This window comes from Shewanella sp. GD04112 (genome assembly GCF_029835735.1).
Classification (GTDB): Bacteria; Pseudomonadota; Gammaproteobacteria; order Enterobacterales; family Shewanellaceae; genus Shewanella.
On the sequence record NZ_JAOEAL010000001.1, the window covers coordinates 2323681 to 2349721 of the forward strand.

Annotated in this window: 22 protein-coding genes; 12 read left to right on the top strand and 10 right to left on the bottom strand. The window is 47.7% G+C overall.

Annotated elements, in window-relative coordinates:
• Positions 1 to 5: 5 nt before the first annotated feature.
• Positions 6 to 1019, bottom strand: a complete 1014-nt coding sequence (ansA, locus tag N7386_RS10315) for an asparaginase (protein ID WP_011716958.1) — start codon at positions 1017 to 1019, stop codon at positions 6 to 8.
• A gap of 111 nt (positions 1020 to 1130) precedes the next feature.
• On the bottom strand, positions 1131 to 2975 hold the full coding sequence (sppA, locus tag N7386_RS10320; RefSeq protein WP_279768344.1) for a signal peptide peptidase SppA: 1845 nt from the start codon (positions 2973 to 2975) through the stop codon (positions 1131 to 1133).
• A gap of 165 nt (positions 2976 to 3140) precedes the next feature.
• Between sppA and N7386_RS10325 the strand changes: the two genes are divergently transcribed.
• The gene (locus N7386_RS10325) at positions 3141 to 5159 is read left to right on the top strand and encodes an NADPH-dependent 2,4-dienoyl-CoA reductase (protein WP_279768346.1); all 2019 of its coding nucleotides are present in this window, start codon (positions 3141 to 3143) and stop codon (positions 5157 to 5159) included.
• A gap of 100 nt (positions 5160 to 5259) precedes the next feature.
• On the opposite strand, the gene N7386_RS10330 is transcribed toward N7386_RS10325, so the two are convergent.
• From N7386_RS10330 to ubiG, 7 genes are all read right to left on the bottom strand, one after another.
• Positions 5260 to 5496, bottom strand: a complete 237-nt coding sequence (locus N7386_RS10330; protein WP_279768347.1) for a hypothetical protein — start codon at positions 5494 to 5496, stop codon at positions 5260 to 5262.
• A gap of 3 nt (positions 5497 to 5499) precedes the next feature.
• Positions 5500 to 5715, bottom strand: coding sequence for a hypothetical protein (locus tag N7386_RS10335; RefSeq protein WP_279768349.1), 216 nt, complete (start codon positions 5713 to 5715; stop codon positions 5500 to 5502).
• Positions 5716 to 5900: 185 nt separating this feature from the next.
• Complete coding sequence (gene yfaE / locus N7386_RS10340; RefSeq protein WP_279768352.1) at positions 5901 to 6311, bottom strand: class I ribonucleotide reductase maintenance protein YfaE; 411 nt, start codon at positions 6309 to 6311, stop codon at positions 5901 to 5903.
• Positions 6312 to 6327: 16 nt separating this feature from the next.
• A complete protein-coding gene (gene nrdB / locus N7386_RS10345; protein ID WP_279768355.1) occupies positions 6328 to 7458 on the bottom strand; it encodes a class Ia ribonucleoside-diphosphate reductase subunit beta in 1131 nt (376 codons plus the stop codon).
• Positions 7459 to 7519: 61 nt separating this feature from the next.
• The gene (gene nrdA / locus N7386_RS10350; RefSeq protein WP_011716964.1) at positions 7520 to 9808 is read right to left on the bottom strand and encodes a class 1a ribonucleoside-diphosphate reductase subunit alpha; all 2289 of its coding nucleotides are present in this window, start codon (positions 9806 to 9808) and stop codon (positions 7520 to 7522) included.
• 485 nt (positions 9809 to 10293) lie between these two features.
• Positions 10294 to 10968 carry an HAD hydrolase-like protein gene (locus tag N7386_RS10355; protein ID WP_086903969.1) on the bottom strand — a complete coding sequence of 225 codons (675 nt, stop codon included), beginning with the start codon at positions 10966 to 10968 and terminating at the stop codon, positions 10294 to 10296.
• Position 10969: 1 nt separating this feature from the next.
• Positions 10970 to 11680 carry a bifunctional 2-polyprenyl-6-hydroxyphenol methylase/3-demethylubiquinol 3-O-methyltransferase UbiG gene (ubiG, locus tag N7386_RS10360; RefSeq protein ID WP_086903968.1) on the bottom strand — a complete coding sequence of 237 codons (711 nt, stop codon included), beginning with the start codon at positions 11678 to 11680 and terminating at the stop codon, positions 10970 to 10972.
• Between the two features lie 385 nt (positions 11681 to 12065).
• Here ubiG and gyrA point away from each other — a divergent pair, with 385 nt between their 5' ends.
• Both gyrA and serC read left to right on the top strand, forming a co-directional pair.
• Positions 12066 to 14822 carry a DNA gyrase subunit A gene (gene gyrA, locus N7386_RS10365; protein WP_279768359.1) on the top strand — a complete coding sequence of 919 codons (2757 nt, stop codon included), beginning with the start codon at positions 12066 to 12068 and terminating at the stop codon, positions 14820 to 14822.
• A gap of 105 nt (positions 14823 to 14927) precedes the next feature.
• Positions 14928 to 16019, top strand: a complete 1092-nt coding sequence (gene serC / locus N7386_RS10370) for a 3-phosphoserine/phosphohydroxythreonine transaminase (RefSeq protein WP_248967873.1) — start codon at positions 14928 to 14930, stop codon at positions 16017 to 16019.
• 215 nt (positions 16020 to 16234) lie between these two features.
• Here the strand turns inward: serC and N7386_RS10375 are convergent, their stop codons facing one another.
• Positions 16235 to 17425 (bottom strand): aspartate/tyrosine/aromatic aminotransferase, encoded by a 1191-nt coding sequence (locus N7386_RS10375; RefSeq protein WP_279768363.1) that lies wholly within the window; start codon positions 17423 to 17425, stop codon positions 16235 to 16237.
• A 435-nt stretch (positions 17426 to 17860) separates the two neighbouring features.
• Here N7386_RS10375 and aroA point away from each other — a divergent pair, with 435 nt between their 5' ends.
• The 9 genes from aroA (at position 17861) to N7386_RS10420 (ending at position 25947) form a co-directional block, all read left to right on the top strand.
• Positions 17861 to 19141, top strand: a complete 1281-nt coding sequence (aroA, locus tag N7386_RS10380; protein ID WP_279768365.1) for a 3-phosphoshikimate 1-carboxyvinyltransferase — start codon at positions 17861 to 17863, stop codon at positions 19139 to 19141.
• 183 nt (positions 19142 to 19324) lie between these two features.
• A complete protein-coding gene (gene cmk, locus N7386_RS10385; RefSeq protein ID WP_011622694.1) occupies positions 19325 to 20017 on the top strand; it encodes a (d)CMP kinase in 693 nt (230 codons plus the stop codon).
• Positions 20018 to 20119: 102 nt separating this feature from the next.
• The gene (gene rpsA / locus N7386_RS10390; protein ID WP_011622695.1) at positions 20120 to 21787 is read left to right on the top strand and encodes a 30S ribosomal protein S1; all 1668 of its coding nucleotides are present in this window, start codon (positions 20120 to 20122) and stop codon (positions 21785 to 21787) included.
• A 72-nt stretch (positions 21788 to 21859) separates the two neighbouring features.
• Complete coding sequence (gene ihfB, locus N7386_RS10395) at positions 21860 to 22147, top strand: integration host factor subunit beta (RefSeq protein ID WP_011072380.1); 288 nt, start codon at positions 21860 to 21862, stop codon at positions 22145 to 22147.
• A 123-nt stretch (positions 22148 to 22270) separates the two neighbouring features.
• Entirely contained in the window at positions 22271 to 22546 is a 276-nt protein-coding gene (locus N7386_RS10400) for a lipopolysaccharide assembly protein LapA domain-containing protein (protein WP_011626213.1), read from the top strand.
• Between the two features lies 1 nt (position 22547).
• Positions 22548 to 23708 carry a lipopolysaccharide assembly protein LapB gene (lapB, locus tag N7386_RS10405; RefSeq protein ID WP_023267046.1) on the top strand — a complete coding sequence of 387 codons (1161 nt, stop codon included), beginning with the start codon at positions 22548 to 22550 and terminating at the stop codon, positions 23706 to 23708.
• Between the two features lie 42 nt (positions 23709 to 23750).
• Positions 23751 to 24446 carry an orotidine-5'-phosphate decarboxylase gene (gene pyrF, locus N7386_RS10410; RefSeq protein WP_279768372.1) on the top strand — a complete coding sequence of 232 codons (696 nt, stop codon included), beginning with the start codon at positions 23751 to 23753 and terminating at the stop codon, positions 24444 to 24446.
• Positions 24447 to 24518: 72 nt separating this feature from the next.
• Positions 24519 to 25346 carry an SDR family oxidoreductase gene (locus N7386_RS10415; RefSeq protein ID WP_089067831.1) on the top strand — a complete coding sequence of 276 codons (828 nt, stop codon included), beginning with the start codon at positions 24519 to 24521 and terminating at the stop codon, positions 25344 to 25346.
• Positions 25347 to 25404: 58 nt separating this feature from the next.
• Positions 25405 to 25947 carry a DUF2058 domain-containing protein gene (locus N7386_RS10420; RefSeq protein WP_279768375.1) on the top strand — a complete coding sequence of 181 codons (543 nt, stop codon included), beginning with the start codon at positions 25405 to 25407 and terminating at the stop codon, positions 25945 to 25947.
• Positions 25948 to 26041: the final 94 nt, after the last annotated feature.

Below are 26041 nucleotides of genomic sequence, written 5' to 3' on the forward strand. Positions count from 1 at the left end.
GATACTTAGTCGGGGCTGAGCTCACCAACCAAGTTTTGCAACATGGCAGTTTTAATTTCGCTCGGCTTTAAGTTTTTCGACAGCAGATAATGCAACTTAGCCAGTGCAGCTTCAATGGTCATGTCTGCACCACTGATCACCCCCGCTTTGGCGAGGGCATTGCCCGTAGCGTAACCGCCCATATTCACTTTGCCTTGGAAACACTGAGTTAGGTTTACTAACACAATTCCACGTTCATCCGCTTGCTTTAGGGTATCGAGTAATGCCGCATCCTGTGGTGCATTGCCCACGCCAAAGGTCAGTAAAATCAGTGCCTTCACGGGTTGTTGCAGAATGTTCTCAAAAATTTGCGTCGAAATGCCAGGGTAGAGAGTCACTACGCCAACGGGCTGTGGGCTGATATTAGCCACTTCCAAAGGCTTATCGCTTGGCGTGGCAATTTTACCTGCACGCAGATTAATTTTAATCCCCGCTTCAAGCAGTAAGGGGAAGTTAGGCGAGGCAAAGGCATCGAAGCCATCGGCGTGGGCTTTGGTGGAACGATTGCCGCGGAACAGTTTGTTATTAAAGAATAAACATACTTCAGCCACTGGATAATTGGCGGCGATATATAAAGAGTTAAGTAGATTGGTTTGACCGTCGGATCTCAGCTGTGCCAAAGGAATTTGAGAGCCGGTGACGATAACAGGCTTTGATAGGCCTTGGAGCATAAAGGATAGGGCCGATGCGGTATAGGCCATGGTATCTGTGCCGTGGAGGATCACAAAGCCATCGTACTTGTCGTAATTGGCCTTGATATCATCGGCGATCATTTGCCAGTCGGTTGGTGCCATGTTTGATGAGTCGATGAGCGGGCAGTATTCGTGGATCACAAACTCAGGCATTTCATCATGGTAAAACTCGGGCATGGATTGGACGCATTGGGTCAAAAAACCTGCCACTGGTGCAAAGCCATTCGCGGTTTTTTGCATGCCTATGGTGCCGCCCGTATAGGCGACGTAAATGGAGCGTTTAGTCATTCTTGTCGTTATCTTAGCTGCAAGTGAGCTAATTATACGATTTTGCAGGCATAAACCCAATAAAAAAGCCCGAGGCAATCGGGCTTTTGTGTCCTTCATCTTGAGTCTGCGTTAGTTGATCGCACAGCTGTCACAATACACATACACATGGTTAGGATCGTTAAAGGCCGCGATGGTCTTTAAGCTGCCAGTCCATTGAGCCAGCATTTGCTCAAGCAGTGTTGAATGGCTAAGTGAAGCGGGTAAATAAGCCGACACAGAGGCAAACATTTGCTGCACAAAACGCTGTTCAGGCGTGAGCTCTTGTTCAATTACGCGGGTATCGAATAGGCTTAAATCTGCCAATTTAGCGGCTTTGGCAACGGCTTGGTCGATATCCCCAAGCTCATCCACTAAACCTAACTCTAGGGCTTTTTTACCACTCCACACTCGGCCTTGGGCGATGCTATCCACTTGTTCTAATGTCATTTTACGTTCCTTAGCGACCAGTGAGATAAAGTCTAAGTAACCACGCTCGATATGACGCTGGATAACCGATTCAATTTGTGGCGAGAGGGTGCGAGTCACAGACAATCCCGCCCATTCGGAGGTCGATACACCATCGGTATGGATGCCTAAGCTGGCGAGTGAATCTTCGAAGGTGGTGATCATCCCGAAGATCCCGATAGAGCCCGTCAGCGTGGTTGGGGTTGCGAAGATATAATCGGCGCTGGCCGAAATCCAATAGCCACCGGACGCCGCAAGGCTACCCATACTCACTACCACAGGTTTACCCGCCGCTTTGAGGGCGAGTAATTCTTGGCGGATTTGCTCTGAGGCAAAGGCGCTACCGCCAGGGCTGTCGACTCGAAGAACTAGCGCTTTGATATGCTTATCAAATCGCGCCTTGCGTAACAGCTCTGCGGTGCTATCACCACCGATTTGGCCGGCGGGTTGGCTGCCATTTAAAATGGTACCGCTGGCAACGATAATGCCGACACTGTCTTGTTCAACGAAGCTTGGCAGAGGTGTCACTAAGGTTAAATAGTCGTAAAAGCTGACTTGTTTGAAGCTGTCACCCGACTTCTCTTTCCCCACGCTATCGAGCATGACTTTACGGAACTCTTCATCGGTCGCTAGGGTATCGACCCATTTCATATTGATGGCCATAGTGGCGGAGTCACCTTCGGCCTTATCGAGTTGCGCGAGGTAATTTGCCGAGTCGAGCACTAAGGTATTGGCATCGATTTGGCGATTTTCCGCCACAGTTTGAGTGTAACTCTGCCAAACATCGGCAAGTAGGGCGCTGCTGGCTTCTCTGGCCGCATCGGACATATCGTCACGCATGTATGGTTCTACTGCGGATTTAAAGGTGCCGACGCGGAAAATGTGGGCCTTTATCTTGAGCTTCTCAAGGGCAGACTTGAAGTATTGGTTATACATACTTAAGCCATCGAGAGAGACGCTGCCTTGGGGATTGAGGTAAATGGTATCGGCAAAGCTGGCAAGAAAGTATTGGTTTTGCTCGTAGTAGTTTCCAATTGCCACCACCTTTTTGCCGCTTTCTTTAAAACGATTTAGGGCATCACCGATGGATTGTAATTTGCTGATCCCTGCGCGTTTCAGCTCGGCTAAGTCTAAGACTATGGTGCTGATCCTGTTATCGTGCGTCGCGTTATCAATCACATAGATAATATCCGCCAGCAGGATTTCGCCATCGCTACTGCCGTTATTGCCTTGCTTAAGTGCGGCTTCAATTGGGTCGACCTGCTGTTTTTGATCGACAATGGAACCCGCCAGATTAAGCACCAATGCTGAGTTCTCTTCGACCTGAATATCTTCACTGCTGCCAATGGTAATGAGGATGATGGCCAGGAAGCCAAAAAAAATCAGGTTGAGTATGAATTTACGGACCCCGTTGAGGGTGTTCCATATAAATAAACATATTCTCTTGAAAAACGATGGGTTAGCGGACATTAGCCACTCCTTTGCTTATCGAATCTGCCAATGCTAACTGAAAATCCCCTCACTGGCTAAACACAATTGTAAAGGATTTTAACTTTTAACCCCCTAGCAACAGTTGAGCTTACATTTGACTCAAGGTATGCTCATTTAAATCACTTGTTTAAAAAGGATGTTTGAATGTCGTTTCCCCATTTATTAGAACCCTTAGATCTGGGATTCACCCAGCTCAAAAATCGTGTGTTAATGGGCTCCATGCACACGGGTTTAGAAGAAGAAAAGGGCGGATTTGAGAAACTGGCAGCGTTTTATAAAGAGCGCGCGTTAGGCGGAGTCGGTTTAATTGTCACCGGCGGTATCTCACCAAACCTACGTGGTCGCTTGACTCCCCATGCGTGTCAGCTGAGTTTCCCCTGGCAAGTAGGTAAACACCGCATTGTGACTCAAGCGGTGCACGAGGCTGGCGGTAAAATTTGTATGCAAATCCTGCATGCGGGGCGTTATGGTTACCATCCTTTTTCGCAGGCGCCGAGTAAAATTAAGTCGCCTATCACTCCCTTTACACCTTCGTCCATGTCGAGCCGCCAGGTACGCGCCACCATTAAGGATTACGCAAGTTCTGCCGCTTTAGCGAAAAGAGCGGGGTACGATGGCGTTGAAGTGATGGGCTCTGAGGGGTATTTGATCAACCAATTTATCAGTTCGCGAACCAATACGCGCACCGATGAATGGGGCGGCAGTTTTGAAAAACGTGCGCAATTCCCGATTGAGATTGTGAATGCGATTCGCGCCAAAGTGGGCAAAGACTTTATCATTATCTTCCGCTTATCCATGCTCGACTTAGTCGATAACGGCTCTACTTGGGATGAAGTCGTGCAACTGGCTAAGTGGCTCGAGCATGCTGGTGTGTCGATTATTAATACTGGGATTGGCTGGCATGAGGCTCGTGTGCCAACCATTGCGACAAGCGTGCCCCGCGGCGCCTTTGCTTGGGTGACAGAAAAACTTAAAAAATCGGTTTCAGTGCCCTTGATTGCCACAAACCGTATCAATACGCCTGAGATTGGTGAGCAAATTATTGCCTCTGGTCAAGCGGATATGGTGTCTATGGCGAGGCCGTTCCTAGCCGATCCTGAATTTGTGAATAAAGCGGCGGCCAACACGCCAGAGCTTATCAATACCTGTATCGGCTGTAATCAGGCCTGCTTGGACCATACTTTCTCTCTGAAACGTGCCACTTGCTTGGTCAACCCCCGTGCCTGTTATGAGACCGAAATTAACTTCTTACCTACCCATAACAAGAAGCGTATCGCTGTGATGGGCGCAGGCCCCGCTGGGATGGCATTTTCGGTGTATGCGGCCATGCGCGGCCATGAAGTAGTGCTCTTCGAGGCGAAATCTGAGGTGGGTGGGCAGTTTAATCTGGCACGTAAAATCCCAGGAAAAGAAGAGTTTAACGAGACGATTCGTTATTTCCTTAATCAAATCAAACTGCATAAGATCGATTTGCGCTTAAATACCCGTTTAGATGCTAAGGTGCTGGAAACCGAAGCCTTTGATGAAATTGTTATCGCCTCGGGCGTAGTACCGCGTGAGTTAAGTTTACCAGGCTTTGATAGCCCCAAAGTGGTGGATTATCAACAGGTGCTGACGGGGCAAGCCACGATTGGCAACAAAGTGGCCCTGATTGGTGCCGGTGGCATTGGATTTGATATGGCGCATTACCTCTGCGAATCAGAGTCGAGCACCCTTAATCCTGAAAAATGGTTAAAGCAGTGGGGCATAGACAAGCAATATCAGCATGCGGGTGGTTTAGCTGAGCCTGAAGTCGATAATGCCGATCATAGACAAGTCTACTTGCTACAACGTAAAACCTCTAAAATGGGCCAAGGTTTAGGTAAAACCACCGGCTGGATCCACCGTTTAGTGTTAAAACAGCACGATGTGAAGATGAAAACTGGCGTCAACTATGACAAGTTTGACGATGCGGGTCTGCATATCCGCGTTGGCGAGCAAACCGAAGTGTTGGCCGTGGATAATGTGATCCTCTGTGCTGGACAAGAATCTAACCGCACCTTAGTCGATGAGATGAAAGCAACGGGTATTCCTGTGCATTTGATTGGCGGTGTCGATGTGGCCGCCGAGCTCGATGCAAAACGCGCCATTCGCCAAGGCGCCGAGCTTGCCATGCGACTGTAGTTGTTAAGCTATTTGATCAATAAAAAGCCTGAGTCAGACTCAGGCTTTTTTGTTGATTGATATGAAGATAAGGGCCAAGCAGAATGAGTGGGGCATCTGCTTAGTTGGGTAAATGTCCATAACTTACCACCCTCGTGACTTGCCATAAGCCATTACTGCGTTGCCAGACCATTAAAAATTTGGCTTTGCCGTCACAACTGCCAGTTTCTAGACTGCAAAATTTATGAATGCCTTCAGTTATCGCGCCAAAGTCTTTGATGGGGTAGGCTTGAAAGCTTTCCTCAACCAGTGAGCGGGTGTATTTACCGCAGGCATAGTTTTTGGTGTTGTTGATCATCGATTAGCGGTCCCAAGTGACACCACCATTGTCGTGGTAAAACTCGACTTTCTCTGCAAAGTAACTCTCGTGCAACTTGAGTTGTTGCTCATCGGCACAGTGATTAAATGAAGCAAATACCTTGTTATCCATGTCCTTCATCTCGGCAACGAGGTTATCTTCACTCGAAAATGCACTCATAGACACAAGCAGCAAGCTGATTGCGATTAACTTATCCATAGCTCTCCTTGGCATAAACGGGCCACCTAAACAAAGTAAAAGTAAGTGGAAAGCAATAACATAATGAACTTTTGGCAAGCTAACAAGGGCGAGTGGTAAAGCATTTTGGAAGTCGAAAAGATGTTATCTTTTACTTAATCAGCAGATGCTGTGCAGGAAATACCAATCTCTTGTAGACGACTCTATTAGCCTTCAACCACTTCTTGCTGTGGCACAGCTTTTAGATTGGCGGTTTTACGCGTCGATGGGAGTTGGGCTAGATTTTTACTGCGGGGATAGGTCACCACGGCAGCACCTTCGGGGGATAAATCGAGTTCTAAATCTTCGCTAGGAATACAGCAGCAGGGCAGACATTCGTCGGCTTTAAGCTCGGCTAAAGGCTCGGTTAAATAGCTGACGCTGCCACTAAGAATACGGGTCTTGCAAGCGCCGCAAAAACCACTGCGGCACTCAGAGAAAATGGTCACTTTTTTGGCTTCGAGTGCTTGCAACAACGAATTGTGCTGCTCGGTAAACAGCAGCACAGGTTGCCCTTGAAGGCGCACAATCGGCGCCTTTGCAAAGGGGTTGTTTAACAGCAGGTTCGATTTAGCCATGAGCAATCAAATCCCGTTAGAGATCGAAATCGAGGAATTCGTCACTGTCGACGGCCGAATCGATTTGACCGACAAGATAAGATGACACTTCGACTTCCTGTGGCGCCACTTGTACCGCGTCACTCTCTAACCAGTTCTTCATCCAAGGCAGTGGGTTAGACTGCTCGGCATAAGGCAGTGGCAGGTTAACGGACTTCATTCGTTGGTTGGTGATGTACTCAACGTATTGGCAGAGGATCTGCTCGTTGAGACCGATCATTGAGCCGTCTTTGAACAGGTATTTTGCCCATTCTTTTTCTTGCTCGGCGGCCTTGAGGAATAGGTTGTACGCTTCCTGTTGGCATTCTGCGGCAATCTCAGCCATTTCAGGATCGTCTTTGCCGCCCTGCATAATGGTTAAGATATGCTGGGTGCTGTTTAAGTGCAGCGCTTCATCACGGGCGATAAGACGAATAATTTTCGCGTTACCTTCCATGAGCTTACGCTCAGCAAATGCGAATGAGCAGGCAAAACTGACGTAGAAGCGAATCGCTTCGAGGGCGTTAACTGACATCATACACAGGTACAATGCTTTCTTCAGGGTACGAGTGTTGACTTCAATCGGCTCACCATCGACCACATGGGTGCCTTCGCCTAACAGGTGGTAAACCTGCGTCAGCTTGATCAAGTGATCGTAGTATTCGGCAATGTCAGTCGCGCGGCGCAGGATCTCTTGATTCACCACGATATCGTCAAAAATCACCGAAGGATCGTTCACGATATTGCGAATAATGTGCGTGTATGAGCGCGAGTGGATGGTCTCGGAGAAAGACCAAGTCTCAATCCAGGTCTCTAATTCTGGCAACGACACTAAGGGCAGAAACGCCACGTTAGGCGAGCGACCTTGGATAGAGTCGAGCAGCGTTTGGTATTTCAGATTCGAAATAAAAATATGCTTTTCATGATCTGGCAGTGAGTTGTAGTCGATTTTATCGCGGCTCACGTCAACTTCCTCTGGGCGCCAGAAGAAAGACAACTGCTTTTCAATCAGTTTTTCAAACACTTCATATTTTTGTTGGTCATAACGAGCGACGTTAACCGATTGTCCGAAGAACATAGGTTCACGGGTGGCATCGTTGGGTGTTTGGCAAAAAGTAGAGTAGGTCATGGTACGAGTATTCCAATAAGTCGGGATCCCAAAGGGATCCCGCAACCGTTAACATTGAAGATTAGATTTTGCAGGCGCCGCCAGCACAGCCGTCATCTTCTTTCTCTATGTTGGTAATGTCGTCGTGTTGATCCGATGCACCATCGCGAGTGTTATGGTAGTACAGCGTTTTTACACCTAACTTATAGGCATTGAGTAAGTCTTTCAGCAGAGTTTGCATCGGAACCTTACGGCCTTCGAAACGCGTTGGGTCATAGTTAGTGTTGGCCGAAATGGCTTGGTCAACGAATTTTTGCATGATACCCACGAGCTGTAAGTAACCTTCGTTGCTTGGCATTTGCCATAGCAGCTCGTAGTTGTATTTCAGCTCATCAAAATCAGGCACCACTTGCTTTAACTGGCCATCTTTACTCGCTTTGACACTGATCAAACCGCGTGGCGGTTCGATACCGTTAGTCGCGTTTGAGATCTGTGATGAAGTCTCAGACGGCATCAATGCAGACAGGGTCGAGTTACGTAAACCGTGCTGTTTGATGTCTTGGCGCAGTGTTTCCCAGTCTAAATGCAATGGCTCGCTGCAAATCTTATCTAAATCACGTTTGTAGGTATCGATAGGTAAAATACCTTGGGCGTAAGTGGTCTCATTAAATAATGGGCACGCACCTTTCTCTTTCGCCAGATTCATTGACGCCTTGAGCAGATAAAACTGAATAGCTTCAAAGGTCTTGTGAGTCAGGTTGTTCGCACTACCATCGGAGTACTTCATGCCATTCTTCGCTAAGTAGTTCGCAAAGTTGATAACACCAATACCTAAGGTACGACGGTTCATCGATGAAATTTCGGCCGCTTTGATTGGATAATCTTGGTAATCCAGTAGGTTATCCAGTGCACGTACCGCTAAATCGGCTAATGGCTCAAGCTCGGCTAAGTTTTTGATTGCACCTAAGTTTAACGCTGACAGTGTACACAGCGCGATTTCTCCGTTTGGATCGTCAATGTTGTTCAATGGCTTGGTCGGCAGCGCGATTTCAAGACAAAGGTTAGATTGTCTGATCGGAGCGACTTTCGAGTCGAACGGACTGTGGGTGTTACAGTGGTCGACGTTTTGGATGTAGATACGGCCCGTTGAAGCACGCTCTTGCATCATCAATGAAAACAGTTCGACCGCTTTCAATGTCTTCTTACGAATGCTGCTGTCTTGCTCATATTGCAGGTACAGACGTTCGAATTCGTCTTGATCTTCGAAGAAGGCATCGTAAAGACCTGGTACGTCCGATGGGCTGAACAGGCTGATATTTTCGCCTTTGATCAGACGTTGGTACATCAGCTTGTTGAGCTGTACGCCGTAGTCTAAGTGGCGAATACGGTTATCTTCAACACCGCGGTTGTTTTTCAGTACCAGCAGGGATTCTACTTCTAAGTGCCAAATGGGGTAGAAGAGGGTCGCAGCACCACCACGAACGCCGCCTTGCGAGCAAGACTTCACCGCCGTTTGGAAATACTTGTAGAAAGGTAAGCAACCGGTGTGGAAGGCTTCGCCGCCACGGATTGGGCTACCTAATGCACGGATACGACCGGCGTTGATACCGATACCTGCGCGTTGGCTCACATACTTCACGATAGAAGAGGCGGTCGCGTTGATTGAATCTAGGCTGTCGCCACATTCAATCAGTACGCATGAACTGAATTGACGTGTTGGCGTGCGTACACCTGCCATGATTGGCGTTGGCAGCGAAATCTTAAAGGTCGATACCGCGTCGTAAAAATCTTTAACGTACTGCAGGCGCGTTTCTTTTGGATAACGGGCAAACAAACAGGCCGCCACCAGAATATAGAGGAACTGGGCGCTCTCGTAGATCTCGTGGGTCACACGGTTTTGTACCAGATACTTACCTTCGAGCTGTTTTACCGCCGCGTAGGAGAAGTTCATATCGCGCCAATGGTCGATATAGCTGTCCATGATATCGAGTTCTTCGCGGGTGTAATCCTGCAGAATATGCATATCATACTTGCCAAGCTCGACCAGTTTAGTCACATGGTCGTATAACTTTGGCGGCTCGAACTGACCAAAGGCCTTCTTACGTAAATGGAATACGGCTAAGCGCGCAGCCAGAAACTGATAATCCGGTGATTCTGGGGAAATTAAATCCGCCGCAGATTTGATGATCGTTTCGTGGATAGCTTCGGTTGGGATCCCGTCGAAAAACTGTAAATGCGTGCGAAGTTCAACTTCAGAAACAGAAACGTTTTTTAATCCCTTGGCTGCCCAAGTAATTACGCGGTGTATCTTGTCGAGATCGATTGTCTCACGTGCACCACAGCGTTTTGTGACTGTCATATTGCTATTCATTGAAGAGAGGCCTTGGTTCTGATATCTGTTCAGGTGAACTAAGTCACCGTACGTTTCCTTGTAAAACAATCAACCTGAAAACCCTTAATACTGCTGACTATGCAGGAGATAGTCGATTTAACGGGGAACTTCTAGTGTGTCTGATTGCTACCTATACACAAGATATGGTGTTTTAAATAATCTGAGATACAAGATAGTGAGGTTTGCCGCTATTTGCAAGTCTCAATTCAGGGGGTATCTTGTGGATATCTTGAGGATAAAGAAAAGCGTTAGTGATGACTAACCCTGAAGCTCAAATTGAGATTAGCGTGCGAGATTGATGGCGTTTTTTTGCGCAAATTTCACTGTGTGATCGATCGCTAAAATAAGCAGCGATCGCGATCGCAAGGATTGACCCTTAGCCTAAATTGCATTACCAGCGAAGGGGGCATCATTTTGCCGTTAATGGTTCAGTTGAGCAATGAGCACGAGTCGGTCCGTTACCGCTATTTCGCTAATGCTTGGCTTAAGGCCGAATGCAAACTCGATGGCGAGTTAAACTGCGCATAGGCAGGCCATGCATAGGGCGTATCGGCCTCACCCAAATATCCCCACAGCGCCACACCGCCGAGCATGCCCGCCGCTTGAGCCGCGAGTAAATCCCGCTCGGCATCGCCTAAATAGAGGATTTGCTGTGGTAGGCATTGCAGCTGCTGCGCGCCCAATAGCATAGGTGCGGTATGAGGCTTAGGATAACGAGTGGAATCGCCACTGATCATCACCGGCATACGTGAGCTGAGCTTAAGTTTATGCAATAGCGGTCGTGTAAAGCGGGCGGGTTTATTGGTGATCACCCCAAACGGTATTCGGCATAACTCGAGCCAATCGAGCAGGGGGGCGATACCATCAAACAACTGGCAATGGTCGCCATTGATCCTTTGATAATGGGCGAGGAGCCCTTGCTGTACTTGAGTGCGCAGGGAATCATCCGCACCGGGAATCGCCGCATCGACTAAGGCAAAGCTGCCATGGGAGGCAGCGCTACGCATGTCTGCGAGAGGTTTTGCTGCGATACCGACATCCGACAAACTGAGGTTAAGGGCCTGAACCAGATCCGGCGCGGTATCGGCAAGGGTACCGTCAAGGTCGAATAAGACCCCTTTAACCTCAGCTAAGCTCATCTTAATCTACCTTTTGCGTCGCAATCATATAATTAACATCGACCTTTGGGGTGTACTTAAAGATCCCCGTCAGTGGGTTATAGGTGATCCCAAGTGCATCTTTACAGATAAGATCGGTGTTATCGACTAAGGCAATCAATTCAGAAGGTTTGATAAACTTATTATGATCATGGGTGCCAATGGGCAGCATCTTTAATAGGTACTCGGCGCCGACAATGGTCTCGACAAAAGACTTAATATTACGGTTGATGGTTGAGAAAAACACAAAACCGCCGGGTTTAACCATATCGCAGCAGGCTTGAATGACTGATTGCGGATCCGGCACATGCTCGAGCATCTCCATACAAGTCACCACATCGTAGTATTCGCGGTGATCTTCTCGATGGGCCTCGGCAGTGTTTTTGACGTAGTTGATGCTCACGCCAGTTTCCAGTGCATGTAAACGCGCGACTTCTAATGGTTCTTCACCCATATCGAGGCCGTCAACGACCGCGCCGATGCGCGCCATGCTTTCGGATAAAATGCCGCCGCCACAGCCGACGTCGAGCACTTTCTTACCAAAAATCCCGCCCGCCGTCTGATCGATATAGTTAAGGCGCAGGGGATTTAATAGATGCAGCGGCTTAAACTCGCCGTTGAGATCCCACCAGGTTTCGGCCATACGTTCAAACTTTGCGATTTCCTGCGGGTCTACGTTGGTATTCTGTTGCATGCTATTACCTATAGCGGCTGTCATTGTGCGGCTATTATAACGACAATGGGGGATAAACACAGTATTGGCTGATCCTAAGTCTTTGTGGTTGAGTGAAATTTCAGCAATTATCATTAATTCTTAAACACTTTGTGAAGCAGAGCGGTTTTTCTGCTCGGATATTAATCAAGTCTTGGCCTCAATTTCGCCATTAACGACGGATTTTATCGGGTTTAAAAGGGCAAATTGACAGTGTTTTCATCTATTAAGCCACATCCTTCGCAATTCACGTAGGATAGGTCTGGCGACATTAAATAACTGTGTTAGAATGCCAAATCACGTTTTTGGGCCGCTCAATGATACGGATTATACGTTGTCGGCTAATTTTCAGGGGAACGAGCAGTTTATGACTGATCTGGCATCATCTATTTCGCCAATTAATATCGAAGACGAACTAAAGAATTCGTACCTTGATTACGCCATGAGCGTCATCGTGGGACGTGCATTACCAGACGTGCGTGATGGCCTTAAGCCTGTGCATCGCCGCGTGCTGTTTGCCATGAGTGAATTGAAGAACGATTGGAACAAGCCGTACAAAAAGTCTGCCCGTGTGGTCGGTGACGTGATCGGTAAATATCACCCCCATGGTGATTTGGCGGTTTACGATACTATCGTACGTATGGCTCAGCCTTTCTCTCTGCGTTACACCTTAGTCGACGGTCAAGGAAACTTCGGTTCGGTTGACGGCGACTCCGCAGCGGCAATGCGTTATACCGAAATCCGTATGGACAAGTTAGCGCACCAGCTCCTCGCCGATCTTGAAAAAGAAACCGTTGACTATGTGCCTAACTACGATGGCACAGAACAAATTCCTGCTGTATTACCGACACGTGTCCCTAACCTGTTAATCAACGGTTCTTCGGGTATTGCGGTAGGTATGGCGACTAATATTCCGCCTCATAACTTAACCGAAGTCGTTAAGGGCTGTTTAGCGCTGATCGCCGATCCTGCGTTGTCTATTGAACAGCTGATGGAACATATTCCAGGCCCAGACTTCCCAACGGCGGCGATTATCAATGGCCGTAAAGGCATTATCGATGCGTACAAGACAGGCCGCGGCCGCGCCGTTATGCGCGCGCTGGCTGAAGTCGAAACCGAAGATAACGGTCGTGAACGTATTATCGTTACTGAAATCCCTTATCAGGTGAACAAGGCGAAACTCATCGAGAAAATCGCTGAGTTAGTCAAAGATAAGAAGATTGAAGGCATCAGCGGCCTGCGCGACGAGTCTGACAAAGACGGTATGCGCATCGTTATCGAAATCAAACGCGGCGAAGTGGGTGAAGTTGTCCTGAACAACCTCTATGCCCAGACACAAATGCAATGTTCTTTTGGTATCAACATGGTGGCATTGACCAATGGTCAGCCTAAGTTGTTCAACTTAAAAGAAATGCTCGAATGCTTTATCCTGCACCGCCGTGAAGTGGTGACTCGCCGTACCGTATTCGAACTGCGTAAAGCGCGTGAACGCGCCCATATTCTTGAGGCATTAGCGGTCGCGCTGGCCAACATCGATCCGATTATTGCGCTGATCAAAGCGTCTCCTACCCCAGCCGATGCGAAAGTCAAACTGGTTGAGCAGGGCTGGGCCTTAGGCCATGTACAGGGCATGCTTGAAAAAGCGGGTGACGATGCAGCGCGTCCTGAGTGGTTAGAGCCAGAATTCGGCATCCGTGATGGCTTATATTACCTGACTGAGCAACAGGCTCAGGCGATCCTTGAGCTGCGCTTACACCGTTTAACCGGTCTTGAGCACGATAAGATCATCGCCGAATACGAAGAGCTGCTCGAGTTCATCGCGGGTCTGCTGTTTATTCTGCGCAGCCCTGAGCGTTTGATGGAAGTGATCAAAGAAGAGCTAGAAGAAATTCTTGCTGAATATGGTGATGCTCGCCGCACTGTCATCAATGCCAATGAAATTGATATGAGTCTTGAAGACTTAATCAACGAAGAAGACGTGGTTGTGACGCTGTCACACTTAGGTTACGCCAAGTACCAACCGCTGAGCGATTATCAAGCCCAGCGCCGTGGTGGTAAGGGTAAAGCCGCAACTAAGGTGAAAGACGAAGATTTCGTTGAAAAACTGCTGGTTGCCAACACTCACGATACCATCCTGTGCTTCTCAGATTTCGGTAAGATGTACTGGCTTAAGGTCTATCAATTACCGCTGGCGAGCCGTACTTCCCGTGGTCGTCCGATTGTTAACTTACTGCCGTTGTCCGATGGCGAGCGCATTACTGCGATTCTGCCGGTGCGTGAATACGCAGAAGATAAGTACATCATCATGGCGACCTCTAACGGTACCGTGAAGAAAACTGCGCTGACAGCTTACAGCAACCCACGTGCTAACGGCATTATCGCCGTGAACCTGAAAGACGGCGACCAACTGATCGGTGTCGATATCACCAACGGTGATGATGAGATCATGCTGTTCTCGAACGAAGGTAAAGTGGTTCGCTTTAAAGAAGGCGAAGAAGTGGCCGTACTCGATGAAAACGGCAACCCAGTGCTGGATGAAGAAGGCAACCCACAAATCAACTTCAAGGGCGTGCGTCCAATGGGTCGCGGCGCGACCGGTGTTCGCGGTATTAAGCTTGAAGAAGGTCAAAAAGTGGTGTCTCTCATCGTACCTAAGGGCGATGGCGCTATCTTAACCGTGACCGAAAACGGCTATGGTAAACGTACTGAACTGTCTGAATACCCATCTAAGAGCCGCGCGACCAAAGGTGTGGTATCGATCAAGGTGAGTGAGCGTAACGGTGCGGTTGTTGGCGCGGTACAAGTTGGCGGCAATGACGAAATCATGCTGATCAGCGACAAAGGTACCTTAGTGCGTACGCCAGCGAACGGCGTGTCAATCATCGGCCGTAACACCCAAGGTGTGACCATTATCCGTACCGCAAGTGACGAGAAAGTGGTTGGTCTGCAACGTATCGATGAGATCCAAGGCGACGAAGATGAAGTCGAGCTGGATGAAAACGGTATGCCAATCGTCCCAGTTGTCGCTGAAGGTGACGCTGTTCAAGAAGAGCCTTTAGAGGATGAACTGGAAGAAGAATTAGATGAAGACGAAGAGCTTGACGACGAGCAAGACGAAGACTAATTCGAGAGTATGAAAACGAGCGTCCAATTGGACGCTCGTTTTTTTCATGGCAACGTTTTATTTTATGAATTCTAATATCATGGTTTGTAAATAAGGAGAGTGGCAGTGAGCGCGATTTATAATTTCTGTGCAGGTCCTGCGATGTTACCCGCAGCGGTAATGAAAAAAGCACAACAGGAATTACTCGATTGGAATGGGCTAGGTGTCTCCGTGATGGAAGTCAGCCACAGAGGTAAGGAATTTATCGCGCTGACCAAGCAAGCTGAGGCGGATTTACGCGAGCTGATGCACATTCCACAGAACTATCATGTGCTGTTTATGCACGGCGGTGGTCGCGGTCAGTTCTCTGCCGTTGTGAATAATTTTTTAGGCAATCAAGGCCGTGCCCTGTATTTAGTCAGTGGTCAATGGTCTTCTGCAGCATTAGCCGAAGCTCAAAAGCTGGCGGGCGACGCGCAAATTGATAGCCTTAACATTGTTGAAAAACATAATGGACTCAATGCAGTAGTGCTGCCTGATCTGCATAAGATTGATGCCGATTACCGTTATGTGCACTACTGCCCAAATGAGACAGTTGATGGTATCGAAATTTTTGATGAGTTAGACAGTCCATGGCCGATTGTCGCCGACTTATCATCTACCATTATGTCTCGCGAAATCGATGTCAGTCGTTACGGCTTAATCTATGCTGGTGCGCAAAAGAACATTGGTCCTTCGGGCTTATCTATTGTGATCGTGCGTGATGATATGTTGAAACTGCCGAGTTTAACCCAATCATCCATCATGGATTACCGTTTAGCCGTTGAGCATGACTCTATGTTCAATACGCCGCCAACCTTTGCTTGGTACTTAGCGGCTGAAGTATTTGCCTGGCTCAAATCCTTAGGTGGTGTGGCCAGTATCGCGAAAATCAATCAGCAAAAAGCGCAAATGCTGTATGCCTGTATCGACGCCAATCCTTTCTATAAAAATGGTGTCGTCGCGGCAAACCGCTCACAAATGAACGTGACTTTCCAACTGGCGGATGAATCCCTTGACGGCGCCTTCTTAAAAGAGGCCGAAGCGGCGGGCCTAGTGGCCTTAAAAGGTCATCGAATCGTTGGTGGCATGCGTGCCAGCCTTTACAATGCGATGCCACTTGAAGGTGTAGCTGCGCTGGTGAGCTTTATGAACGAATTTGCGGCAAAGCATAGCTAAGCCAAGTAATGAAGTTTACCTAACTTGCTGACTGATACGCGTCGTTTAAAGTCAGTTTTAACAGCGTAAAGTGAGAACAAAAAACGAATGCCTAGGCATTCGTTTTTTATTGGTTGCATAAAGCTTAAAGTTGATATGAAAGCATGCACTAATTAATAGCTAAAGGAAGGCTAGGTGACTTAGGCCGAATTAGGCGCTTCATCCCAACACTCTTGTTACAGTACTTTGGCAATCGACTTAGCTAAGTAATCCACATTATCTTCGCTAATGCCTGCAATGCTAATGCGGCTCGAACCCACCATATAAATGCTGAATTCTTTCTGCAGGCGCGCCACTTGCTCAGGATTAACTCCTAGGAAAGAGAACATGCCTTTTTGGCGTGCGATAAAGCTAAAGTCGCGGTCCACGCCATTGGTTTTGAGTTTTTCCACTAAAATGGCGCGGTTACCGTTGATACGGTCGCGCATCACTTTGAGCTCATCTAACCACTCTTGCTTTAATTCTGCCGAACCTAGAATGGTTTCGACAATTGCCGCGCCGTGGGCTGGCGGCATGGAGTACAGGCAGCGAACCACGTAAAGCAGTACAGATTGCGCGATGTTTGCCGTGTTTGCATCTTTTGCAACCACAGAGCAAGAACCGATACGCTCACGGTACAGACCGAAGTTTTTCGAGCAAGAGCTACACAGGATCATATTATCGACCGCGGCGGCCATTTTACGCACGCCGTAGGCATCGATATCGACCCCATCACCAAAACCTTGGTAAGCCATGTCGATAAGCGGGGTAAAACCTTGCTCCTTGGTGAGGGCAACCACTTTATCCCATTGTTCTGTCGTTAAATCCATCCCGCTCGGGTTATGGCAACAGGCGTGGAACAGCACCACATCGTTCGGGCCAATCTGCGTAAGCGCGCTGAGCATCTCATCGAACTTTAACGACTTAGTGTCGTAATCATAGTAAGGGTAGGTTTTAACGGTCAGACCCGCCGCTTCAAACAAGCCTATATGGTTAGCCCATGTGGGATCGCTCACCCATAGCACAGCATTAGGATTGCAACGTTTAATAAAATCACCGGCAACGCGCAGGGCGCCCGTGCCACCAGGCGTGGATACTGTACGAATTCGGTTGGCGATAATCGCGCTGTGATCACTGCCAAAGGCTAATTCTGTTATCAGGGTATTAAACTGAGGCGAACCGGTTGGGCCGATATACACTTTGGTGGTTTCAGTGTCTAAACGGAATTTTTCGGCTTTTTTCACGCAATTAAGGATGGGAGTGTTTCCAGCGGGATCCTTATAAACGCCCACACCTAAGTCGACTTTTTGAGGATGTGAGTCTTCACGGTACTGGGTTAATAGGCCGAGGATAGGATCCGCAGGCATTGCGACGAGTGAGTTAAACATGGCTCCATCTACCTTTTTGGTTATATTGCGACAACATGAATTGCAAAGAATATGCATGATTTATCGTTTGAAACCTAGAATAGCGTGGATAGATGAAAAATTTAAAGCAAAAACTGTGAACTATGGCCAATTAATCTGGCAAAAAAGCCTGCCAAAAAACGCTTTAGATCACAATTTAACCGCAGATATTTTGTGTTTTTGTTATTTTTAGACTGACTTGAGTAATTTTCCGGTTTAAAAAGCCGTTTTTTAGTAAAAAACGGTTGAATCCTGCGTCACTATCGGTAATTTTATAACGACGAAGCACCAACAAGGTCCCCAATCTCCTTTAATTTGTAATCTTAACTTGACGCCATGTAGCGTGAGGTTGCCATTTACCTATTTTCAGTCTGCGTGCCATCGATGGTTACGCCCTAAGAGAAAGAAGATTTACTCATGAAGCAATTACGTCTTGAACCTGTTGTGCAAGTCCGCGGTGAGATCAACATTCCGGGCTCAAAAAGCATTTCTAACCGCGCATTATTATTGGCGACCTTAGCCAAAGGCACCACCACGCTCACCAATTTGCTCGACTCCGATGATATTCGTCATATGTTGGCGTCTTTAAAGCAGTTGGGAGTTGAATACCGCTTATCTCAAAATAATACTGTCTGCGAGCTCACTGGTTTAGGTGGCGCTATCTCGGCGGATACTGCGCAAACGCTGTTTCTAGGCAATGCGGGCACGGCTATGCGCCCATTGTGCGCTGCGCTGACCTTAGGGCGTGGCGAATTTACCCTAACGGGCGAACCGCGCATGGAAGAGCGTCCCATTGGTGACTTGGTCGATGCCCTAAAACAATTGGGCGCTAATATTGTGTACCTTAAGAATGAAGGGTTTCCGCCTCTGACCATCAATGCAACCGGGCTTAACGGTGGCGATGTGGAAATTGCTGGCGATCTGTCTAGCCAATTCTTAACGGCGCTGTTAATGGTTGCCCCCCTCGCTAAGGGCAGTGTGAACATTCATGTCAAAGGTGAACTGGTTTCAAAACCTTATATCGACATTACCTTAGCCTTGATGGCGCAGTTTGGCGTTCAGGTGATTAACCATGACTATGCCCGCTTTGAGATCCCGGCCGGGCAGCAGTATGTGTCTCCGGGTAAAGTGTTAGTGGAAGGGGATGCATCTTCTGCATCTTACTTTTTAGCCGCGGGAGCCATTAAAGGCGGTGAAGTAAAAGTCACGGGCGTTGGGCGTTTAAGCATTCAGGGCGATGTGAAATTTGCCGATGTGCTGGAAAAAATGGGCGCCGATATTGAGTGGGGCGATGATTACATTATTGCCCGTGGCGCGCCGTTAACCGCGGTTGATTTAGACATGAATCATATTCCCGATGCGGCGATGACCATTGCCACCGCGGCCTTGTTTGCTAAGGGCACAACCACCATTCGCAATATCTATAACTGGCGCATTAAAGAGACCGACCGATTAGCGGCGATGGCCACAGAGCTGCGTAAAGTGGGCGCCTTAGTGGAAGAGGGGCATGATTATATTCAAATCACGCCGCCAGCTGTGCTCAATACTGCAGAGATTGATACTTATAACGACCACCGCATGGCGATGTGCTTCTCCATGATGGCGTTTGCTGATTGCGGGATTACCATCAATGATCCCGATTGTACTTCGAAAACCTTTCCTGACTATTTTGTCCAATTTGCCAGCCTCAAAGCCTAATTGCTTTCTGTAACAGACTGACTTTGGGTCATATCAAGATGATGAAGCCGCATTTGAGCGGCTTCTAAACTTCATAAAAAATCCACGGATTTTATTTGTATAGTATTGTACAATGCGGCGCGCTCATTTTCGGGGCTCTAGTTAAGAACTCACGGATGATGATTATTTTTTGCGGAGGAATGTATGTCTGAACGGGCTCCTGTAGTCACAATCGACGGCCCAAGTGGTGCTGGTAAAGGGACAATTAGCCAATTATTGGCTAAGCATCTTGGATGGCAACTGCTTGATAGTGGTGCTATTTACCGAGTGCTTGCGTTAGCTGCAATTCACCACGATGTAGAACTGGAAAATGAAGAATCCATCACACTCCTTGCTGCGCACCTTGATGTGAAATTTTTAACCGGCAACGAGAAAGACCCAGTTCAAGTGATCTTAGAAGGTGAAGACGTCACAACTGCGATACGTACTCAAGAATGCTCAAATGCGGCCTCTAAAGTGGCAGCATTTCCCCGTGTGCGGGAAGCCTTATTACGCCGTCAACGTGCCTTTAGAACGGCACCAGGATTAATCGCCGATGGCCGTGACATGGGCACGGTTGTTTTCCCAACGGCATCGGCTAAATTATATTTAACTGCTTCTGCAGAGGAGCGGGCTCAAAGACGCTATAATCAGTTGCAGGACAAGGGCTTCGATGTTAATATCGAGCGCCTTTTAGCTGAAATTATCGAGCGTGACGACCGCGATATGAATCGTCCAGTGGCCCCTTTGGTCCCTGCCGAGGACGCGCTCGTTATCGATACTAGTGATAAAGGTATTGATGAAGTGCTTGAGCTTGCGCTCAACTACATCAACCAAAAATTATCCAACACTAACTAAGTTATTGTTTGGATAGGTATTCGTATTAAGGATGATACGGATAATTTGACTGACTCCACGTCTAGGATTGACTGTGGTTTATTACATTAAAGTAACCTAAACATGACTGAATCTTTTGCTGATCTATTTGAACAATCCCTTCAAACTCTGGAATTCCGTCCAGGCTCTATCGTTCGTGGTACTGTAGTTGCTATCGAAAACGGTATGGTTCTGGTTGATGCAGGTCTGAAGTCTGAAAGCCCAATCCCAGCTGAACAATTCAAAAACGCTCAAGGCGTTTTAGAAATCGCTGTTGGTGATGAAGTTGACGTAGCTCTTGACTCTGTTGAAGACGGCTTCGGTGAGACTCAACTGTCTCGCGAAAAAGCGAAACGTCACGAAGCTTGGATCGTTCTGGAAAAAGCTTACGAAGATGCTGAAACTGTAATCGGTATCATCAATGGTAAAGTGAAAGGCGGTTTCACTGTTGAATTAAACGGTATCCGTGCCTTCTTACCAGGTTCTCTAGTTGACGTGCGCCCAGTTCGCGACACCGCTCACTTAGAGTACAAAGAATTAGAATTCAAAGTTATCAAACTTGACCAGAAGCGTAACAACGTTGTTGTTTCTCGTCGTGCAGTTATCGAATCAGAAAGCAGCGCAGAGCGTGATGCACTGTTAGAAAACCTGCAAGAAGGTCAAGCAGTTAAAGGTATCGTTAAGAACCTGACTGACTACGGTGCATTCGTAGATTTAGGTGGCGTTGACGGTCTGTTACATATCACTGATATGGCATGGAAACGCGTTAAGCACCCATCTGAAATCGTGAACGTTGGTGACGAAATCAACGTTAAAGTTCTGAAGTACGATCGTGAGCGCACTCGTGTGTCTCTAGGTCTGAAACAACTTGGCGAAGATCCATGGTTAGAAATCAGCAAGCGCTACCCAGAAAACACTAAGTTAACTGGTCGCGTAACTAACCTGACTGACTACGGCTGTTTCGTTGAAATCGAAGAAGGCGTTGAAGGCTTAGTTCACGTTTCTGAAATGGATTGGACTAACAAGAACATTCACCCATCTAAAGTTGTTAACTTAGGTGACGAAGTTGAAGTTCTGGTTCTGGACATCGATGAAGAGCGTCGTCGTATTTCTCTAGGTCTGAAGCAATGTAAGACCAACCCATGGGATGACTTCGCAACTCGTTACAACAAAGGCGACAAGGTTTCTGGTAAGATCAAGTCAATCACTGACTTTGGTATCTTCATCGGTCTTGACGGCGGTATCGATGGTTTAGTTCACCTGTCTGACATTTCTTGGAACGGCACTGGCGAAGACGCAGTATCTGAGTACAAGAAAGGCGACGAAATCCACGCAGTGGTTCTGTCTGTTGATCCAGAGCGCGAGCGCATCAGCTTAGGTGTTAAGCAAACTGAAGACGATCCATTCAACGCTTACTTAGCTGACAAGAAGAAAGGTACTATCGTAAACGGTACTGTTTCTGCTGTTGATGCTAAAGGTGTGACTGTTGAACTAGCTGACACTGTTGAAGGTTACATCCGTGTAGCTGACATCAGCCGTGAGCGCATCGAAGATGCATCTACTGTTTACTCAGTAGGTGATGCTATCGAAGCTAAGTTCATGGGTGTTGACCGTAAGAACCGTTCTATCAGCCTGTCAATCAAAGCGAAAGACGAAGCTGAAGAAAAAGAAGTAATGGCGACCTTGAATAAACAAGAAGACGCTGTTATTAGTAATGCAATGGCTGAAGCGTTTAAAGCAGCTCGCAAATAATCGCCTGTTGTATGGGGAGTTTTTCTCCCCATTAGGTGACTGTGTTTGGCTTGATAATAGGGGATAGCTAGGATGACAAAATCCGAACTGATCGAAAAACTCGCCACCAGGCAGTCGCAGCTGTCGGCGAAAGAGGTTGAAGGCGCAATCAAAGAGATGTTGGAGCAAATGGCAACAACATTAGAAAGCGGTGATCGTATTGAGATCCGTGGCTTTGGTAGTTTCTCGCTTCATTATCGTGCACCGCGTACTGGCCGCAATCCAAAGACTGGTTCATCAGTTGAATTGGAAGGCAAATACGTCCCGCACTTTAAGCCAGGCAAAGAACTGCGCGAACGCGTTGACGCAGTTAATGTATAATTGACCGCATTACAAAAAGCCTCCGTAAGGGGGCTTTTTTATATCTAATGCAAGGCAAAGCTGGTCAGCTCAGTAAATTTCTTGGATAATCAGAAAATTGAAAGGCGTTTAAGGGAGTGCGACGTGAAATCTTTTGTAGCGACAGTCCTTGTGGCACTGTTATTTATCGTGGCATTGATTTTTGGTGCGCGTAATGAACAAGTAGTGACGATCAGCTACTTTGTGGCTCAGGGTGAGTACCGTTTACCCGTAGTATTAGCCGTGGTTTTCTTTGCAGGCTTTATGTTGAGTTGGCTTGTGGCCAGCTATTATATTGTCAAACTGAAATTGGCTTTAGCGGCGACCAGAAAAAAATTAACGGTCCAAACCGCTAAAACTCCTCAAGGTGTAGACGCCTAATATGCTTGAGATCCTCTTCCTGTTGCTTCCTATTGCTGCCGGTTACGGTTGGTATATGGGGCGGCGGAGCATAAGGCAAAACCAGAGTAATCAGCGTAAGCAATTAAGTCGTGATTATTTCACCGGCTTGAATTTCCTGTTGTCGAACGAGTCAGACAAAGCGGTCGACTTGTTTATCAGTATGCTCGATGTGGACGATGAAACCATCGATACCCATCTTTCCCTCGGTTCGCTATTTCGCAAACGCGGTGAAGTTGACCGCTCCATTCGTATCCATCAAAACTTAATCGCACGCCCAACGCTCACCAATGAGCAGCGTGATATCGCGATGATGGAACTGGGTAAAGATTACCTTGCGGCGGGCTTTTACGACCGCGCGGAAGAGATTTTCCTGAATTTGGTGAGTCAAGATGACCATAGCGAAGAGTCTGAGACGCAGCTGATTGCCATTTATCAAGTCATTAAGGAATGGCAAAAGGCCATCGATATCACTAAGCGCTTAAGTCGCAAGCGCCAGCAGGTGCTTAAACCGATTATCGCCCATTTTTATTGCCAGCTTGCGGACGAAACCAGTGATGATGCTGACAAGATCAAGCTATTACAACAGGCATTAAAACAAGATCCTAAGTGCGGCCGAGCTTTACTCACGCTCGCCAAAAAATTTCTCGACGCCAAGGATTACAACCAGTGTAAATCTATGCTGATGGCACTGAAAAAGGCCGATATAGAACTCTTCGCCGATGCCTTACCCACGGCGAAGCAAGTGTATCGTGATACCCAAGATAAAGAGGGTTATCAAGAATTATTAGCGGGTGCGATGGCCGAAGGCGCGGGCGCCTCTGTGGTGGTAGCGCTTGCTCAACATATGATTAGTCTCGATGAGATAAAAGCGGCTGAAAACATGGTGTTAGATGCCCTGTATCGCCATCCCACCATGAAGGGATTTCAGCACTTAATGCAGATGCACCTGCGTCAAGCAGAAGAAGGGCAAGCCAAACAAAGTTTGACTATGCTTGAGCAACTTGTTGAACAGCAAATTAAATTCCGTCCAAGTTATCGCTGTAAAGAATGCGGTTTCCCATCCCACACGCTTTATTGGCATTGCCCCTCCTGTAAAAAATGGGGCACCATTAAACGGATCCGTGGCTTAGACGGTGAATAACCTTTAGAAATACCTTGTTAGTGTAACCCAGTTGGAGAGATGATGACGACCAAACCTATCCTCGTAGCGCTTGATTACGATAATAAAAACCACGCCTTACAACTGATAGATCAACTCGATCCCAACATGTGCCGCCTCAAAGTGGGCAAAGAAATGTTCACCCTGTTTGGCCCACAATTGGTGAAAGATATTCACGACCGTGGTTTCGATCTTTTCCTCGACTTAAAGTTTCACGATATTCCTAATACGGTCGCCAAAGCGGTCGCGGCCGCGGCAGAACTGGGCGTGTGGATGACAAACGTGCATGCCAGCGGTGGCTTGGCCATGATGGCGGCGGCGAAAAAAGCGTTGCTGCCCTATGGTAATGATGCTCCTATGCTAATCGCAGTAACTGTCCTTACTTCAATGAGTGATGAAGATTTAAAACTCATCGGCATTGATGTTCCTGCATTTGAACATGTGCAACGTCTCGCGAAACTCACCAAACAGGCGGGCCTCGATGGTGTAGTCTGTTCAGCTCAAGAGGCAAGCGTACTTAAATCACTCTTAGGTCAAGATTTTAAACTTATCACCCCGGGGATCCGCCCTGTGGGCAGCGACGTGGGTGATCAACACCGGGTCATGACACCACCGCAGGCGCTTGCAGCCGGTTCTGATTATTTAGTGATTGGTCGACCAATCACTAAGGCCGCCGACCCTCTGGCTGCACTGCAGGCGATTCATCAATCTCTCGCTTGAGAGAAATGATGAAAGCCATTGCGGCTTAAGCACTTATTCGCGCGTTAATTTGACCGTTCACGGAGAATGCCCATGCTGAATACTACGATGTTTAATTATCAAGGTAAGAATGTTGTCGTTGTCGGTGGTACGAGTGGAATTAACCTCGCGATAGCCAACGCGTTTGCGCAGGCCGGTGCGAATGTGGCGGTGGCGAGTCGCAGCCAAGACAAGATTGATGCCGCCGTGTTGCAATTAAAGCAATCAAATCCAGATGGTATTCACCTTGGAGTGAGCTTTGATGTCAGGGATTTGGCTGCAGTTGAGCAGGGCTTTGATACTATCGCCTCCGAATTTGGCTTTATCGATGTGTTGGTAAGTGGCGCGGCAGGTAACTTTCCGGCTACAGCGGCAAAACTCTCTGCTAATGGCTTTAAAGCCGTGATGGATATTGATCTGCTGGGCAGTTTTCAAGTGCTAAAGACGGCTTATCCTTTACTGCGTCGCCCCCAAGGGAATATTATTCAAATCTCGGCGCCGCAGGCATCGATAGCCATGCCAATGCAAGCCCATGTGTGCGCCGCTAAAGCGGGCGTAGACATGCTCACTCGGACATTGGCGATAGAATGGGGTTGTGAAGGGATACGTATAAACTCCATTATTCCTGGTCCAATCGCAGGCACTGAAGGATTTAACCGTTTAGCGCCGAGCGCAGCGCTGCAACAGCAAGTTGCACAGTCTGTACCGTTAAAACGTAATGGCGAAGGGCAGGATATTGCTAATGCCGCGATGTTTTTAGGATCAGAGTATGCCTCGTACATCACTGGGGTTGTGTTACCTGTCGATGGTGGTTGGTCACTTGGCGGTGCGAGCATTGCAATGACCGCATTAGGCGAGTTGGCGACTAAAGCTCAGCAGTGATAACAATTAGTTAAGCGTTGTAACTTATTTATTTGATAGAGAAATCGGGTGAAAATCCATGGCGAATGCATTACAAGAGCAGCTGCTTAAGGCTGGCCTTGCCAGTAAACAAAAAGTGCGTGATGTGAAGACGCAAAAACGTCGCGATAAAAAGGCGCGGGTGGATGATGGTTCGAGCGCATTGAAGAGTGACATTGCCGAGCAAAAACGACTCCAAGCTGAAAAAGATAAGGCATTGAACGAGCAGCGCTTTGCCGAGGCGACAGCCCGTGGGCAAGTGCGTGGCTTAGTGAGTGAATTTACTCAATTTGCGATTAAGATCCCAAGCCATGCCGAGGTCAAGTTTAACTATACCCTCGATAATAAAATCTATTCAGTTTATATCGATGAGAAAATCCAATCGGAACTGCTTAAAGGACTGTTAGGGATTGTTCGATATGAGGATAAGAGCTACCTAGTCCCCCATAAATTGGCTGAGCGCGTTAATTTGTTGGTGCCACAATGGTGCGGTTATCTATGGCAACAGGATGAAGGGAAGGCGATAGAGGTCGAAGATGACCCCTATGCAGATTATGCGATCCCAGACGATTTAATGTGGTAATCAATGCGTTAATCGTGAGCTAAGCCGACGACGCATCGCTTATCTCTGGCTACACTAAAACCCTTAAGGCAACTTAAGGGTTTTTTATTGCCCG

What these genes read in the sequence shown, in the direction of transcription:
- ansA (WP_011716958.1), bottom strand. Translation starts at nt 1,019, where the DNA reads ATGACTAAACGCTCCATTTACGTCGCCTATACGGGCGGCACCATAGGC.
- sppA (WP_279768344.1), bottom strand. Translation starts at nt 2,975, where the DNA reads ATGTCCGCTAACCCATCGTTTTTCAAGAGAATATGTTTATTTATATGG.
- N7386_RS10325 (WP_279768346.1), top strand. Translation starts at nt 3,141, where the DNA reads ATGTCGTTTCCCCATTTATTAGAACCCTTAGATCTGGGATTCACCCAG.
- N7386_RS10330 (WP_279768347.1), bottom strand. Translation starts at nt 5,496, where the DNA reads ATGATCAACAACACCAAAAACTATGCCTGCGGTAAATACACCCGCTCA.
- N7386_RS10335 (WP_279768349.1), bottom strand. Translation starts at nt 5,715, where the DNA reads ATGGATAAGTTAATCGCAATCAGCTTGCTGCTTGTGTCTATGAGTGCA.
- yfaE (WP_279768352.1), bottom strand. Translation starts at nt 6,311, where the DNA reads ATGGCTAAATCGAACCTGCTGTTAAACAACCCCTTTGCAAAGGCGCCG.
- nrdB (WP_279768355.1), bottom strand. Translation starts at nt 7,458, where the DNA reads ATGACCTACTCTACTTTTTGCCAAACACCCAACGATGCCACCCGTGAA.
- nrdA (WP_011716964.1), bottom strand. Translation starts at nt 9,808, where the DNA reads ATGAATAGCAATATGACAGTCACAAAACGCTGTGGTGCACGTGAGACA.
- N7386_RS10355 (WP_086903969.1), bottom strand. Translation starts at nt 10,968, where the DNA reads ATGAGCTTAGCTGAGGTTAAAGGGGTCTTATTCGACCTTGACGGTACC.
- ubiG (WP_086903968.1), bottom strand. Translation starts at nt 11,680, where the DNA reads ATGCAACAGAATACCAACGTAGACCCGCAGGAAATCGCAAAGTTTGAA.
- gyrA (WP_279768359.1), top strand. Translation starts at nt 12,066, where the DNA reads ATGACTGATCTGGCATCATCTATTTCGCCAATTAATATCGAAGACGAA.
- N7386_RS10375 (WP_279768363.1), bottom strand. Translation starts at nt 17,425, where the DNA reads ATGTTTAACTCACTCGTCGCAATGCCTGCGGATCCTATCCTCGGCCTA.
- aroA (WP_279768365.1), top strand. Translation starts at nt 17,861, where the DNA reads ATGAAGCAATTACGTCTTGAACCTGTTGTGCAAGTCCGCGGTGAGATC.
- cmk (WP_011622694.1), top strand. Translation starts at nt 19,325, where the DNA reads ATGTCTGAACGGGCTCCTGTAGTCACAATCGACGGCCCAAGTGGTGCT.
- rpsA (WP_011622695.1), top strand. Translation starts at nt 20,120, where the DNA reads ATGACTGAATCTTTTGCTGATCTATTTGAACAATCCCTTCAAACTCTG.
- ihfB (WP_011072380.1), top strand. Translation starts at nt 21,860, where the DNA reads ATGACAAAATCCGAACTGATCGAAAAACTCGCCACCAGGCAGTCGCAG.
- lapB (WP_023267046.1), top strand. Translation starts at nt 22,548, where the DNA reads ATGCTTGAGATCCTCTTCCTGTTGCTTCCTATTGCTGCCGGTTACGGT.
- pyrF (WP_279768372.1), top strand. Translation starts at nt 23,751, where the DNA reads ATGACGACCAAACCTATCCTCGTAGCGCTTGATTACGATAATAAAAAC.
- N7386_RS10415 (WP_089067831.1), top strand. Translation starts at nt 24,519, where the DNA reads ATGCTGAATACTACGATGTTTAATTATCAAGGTAAGAATGTTGTCGTT.
- N7386_RS10420 (WP_279768375.1), top strand. Translation starts at nt 25,405, where the DNA reads ATGGCGAATGCATTACAAGAGCAGCTGCTTAAGGCTGGCCTTGCCAGT.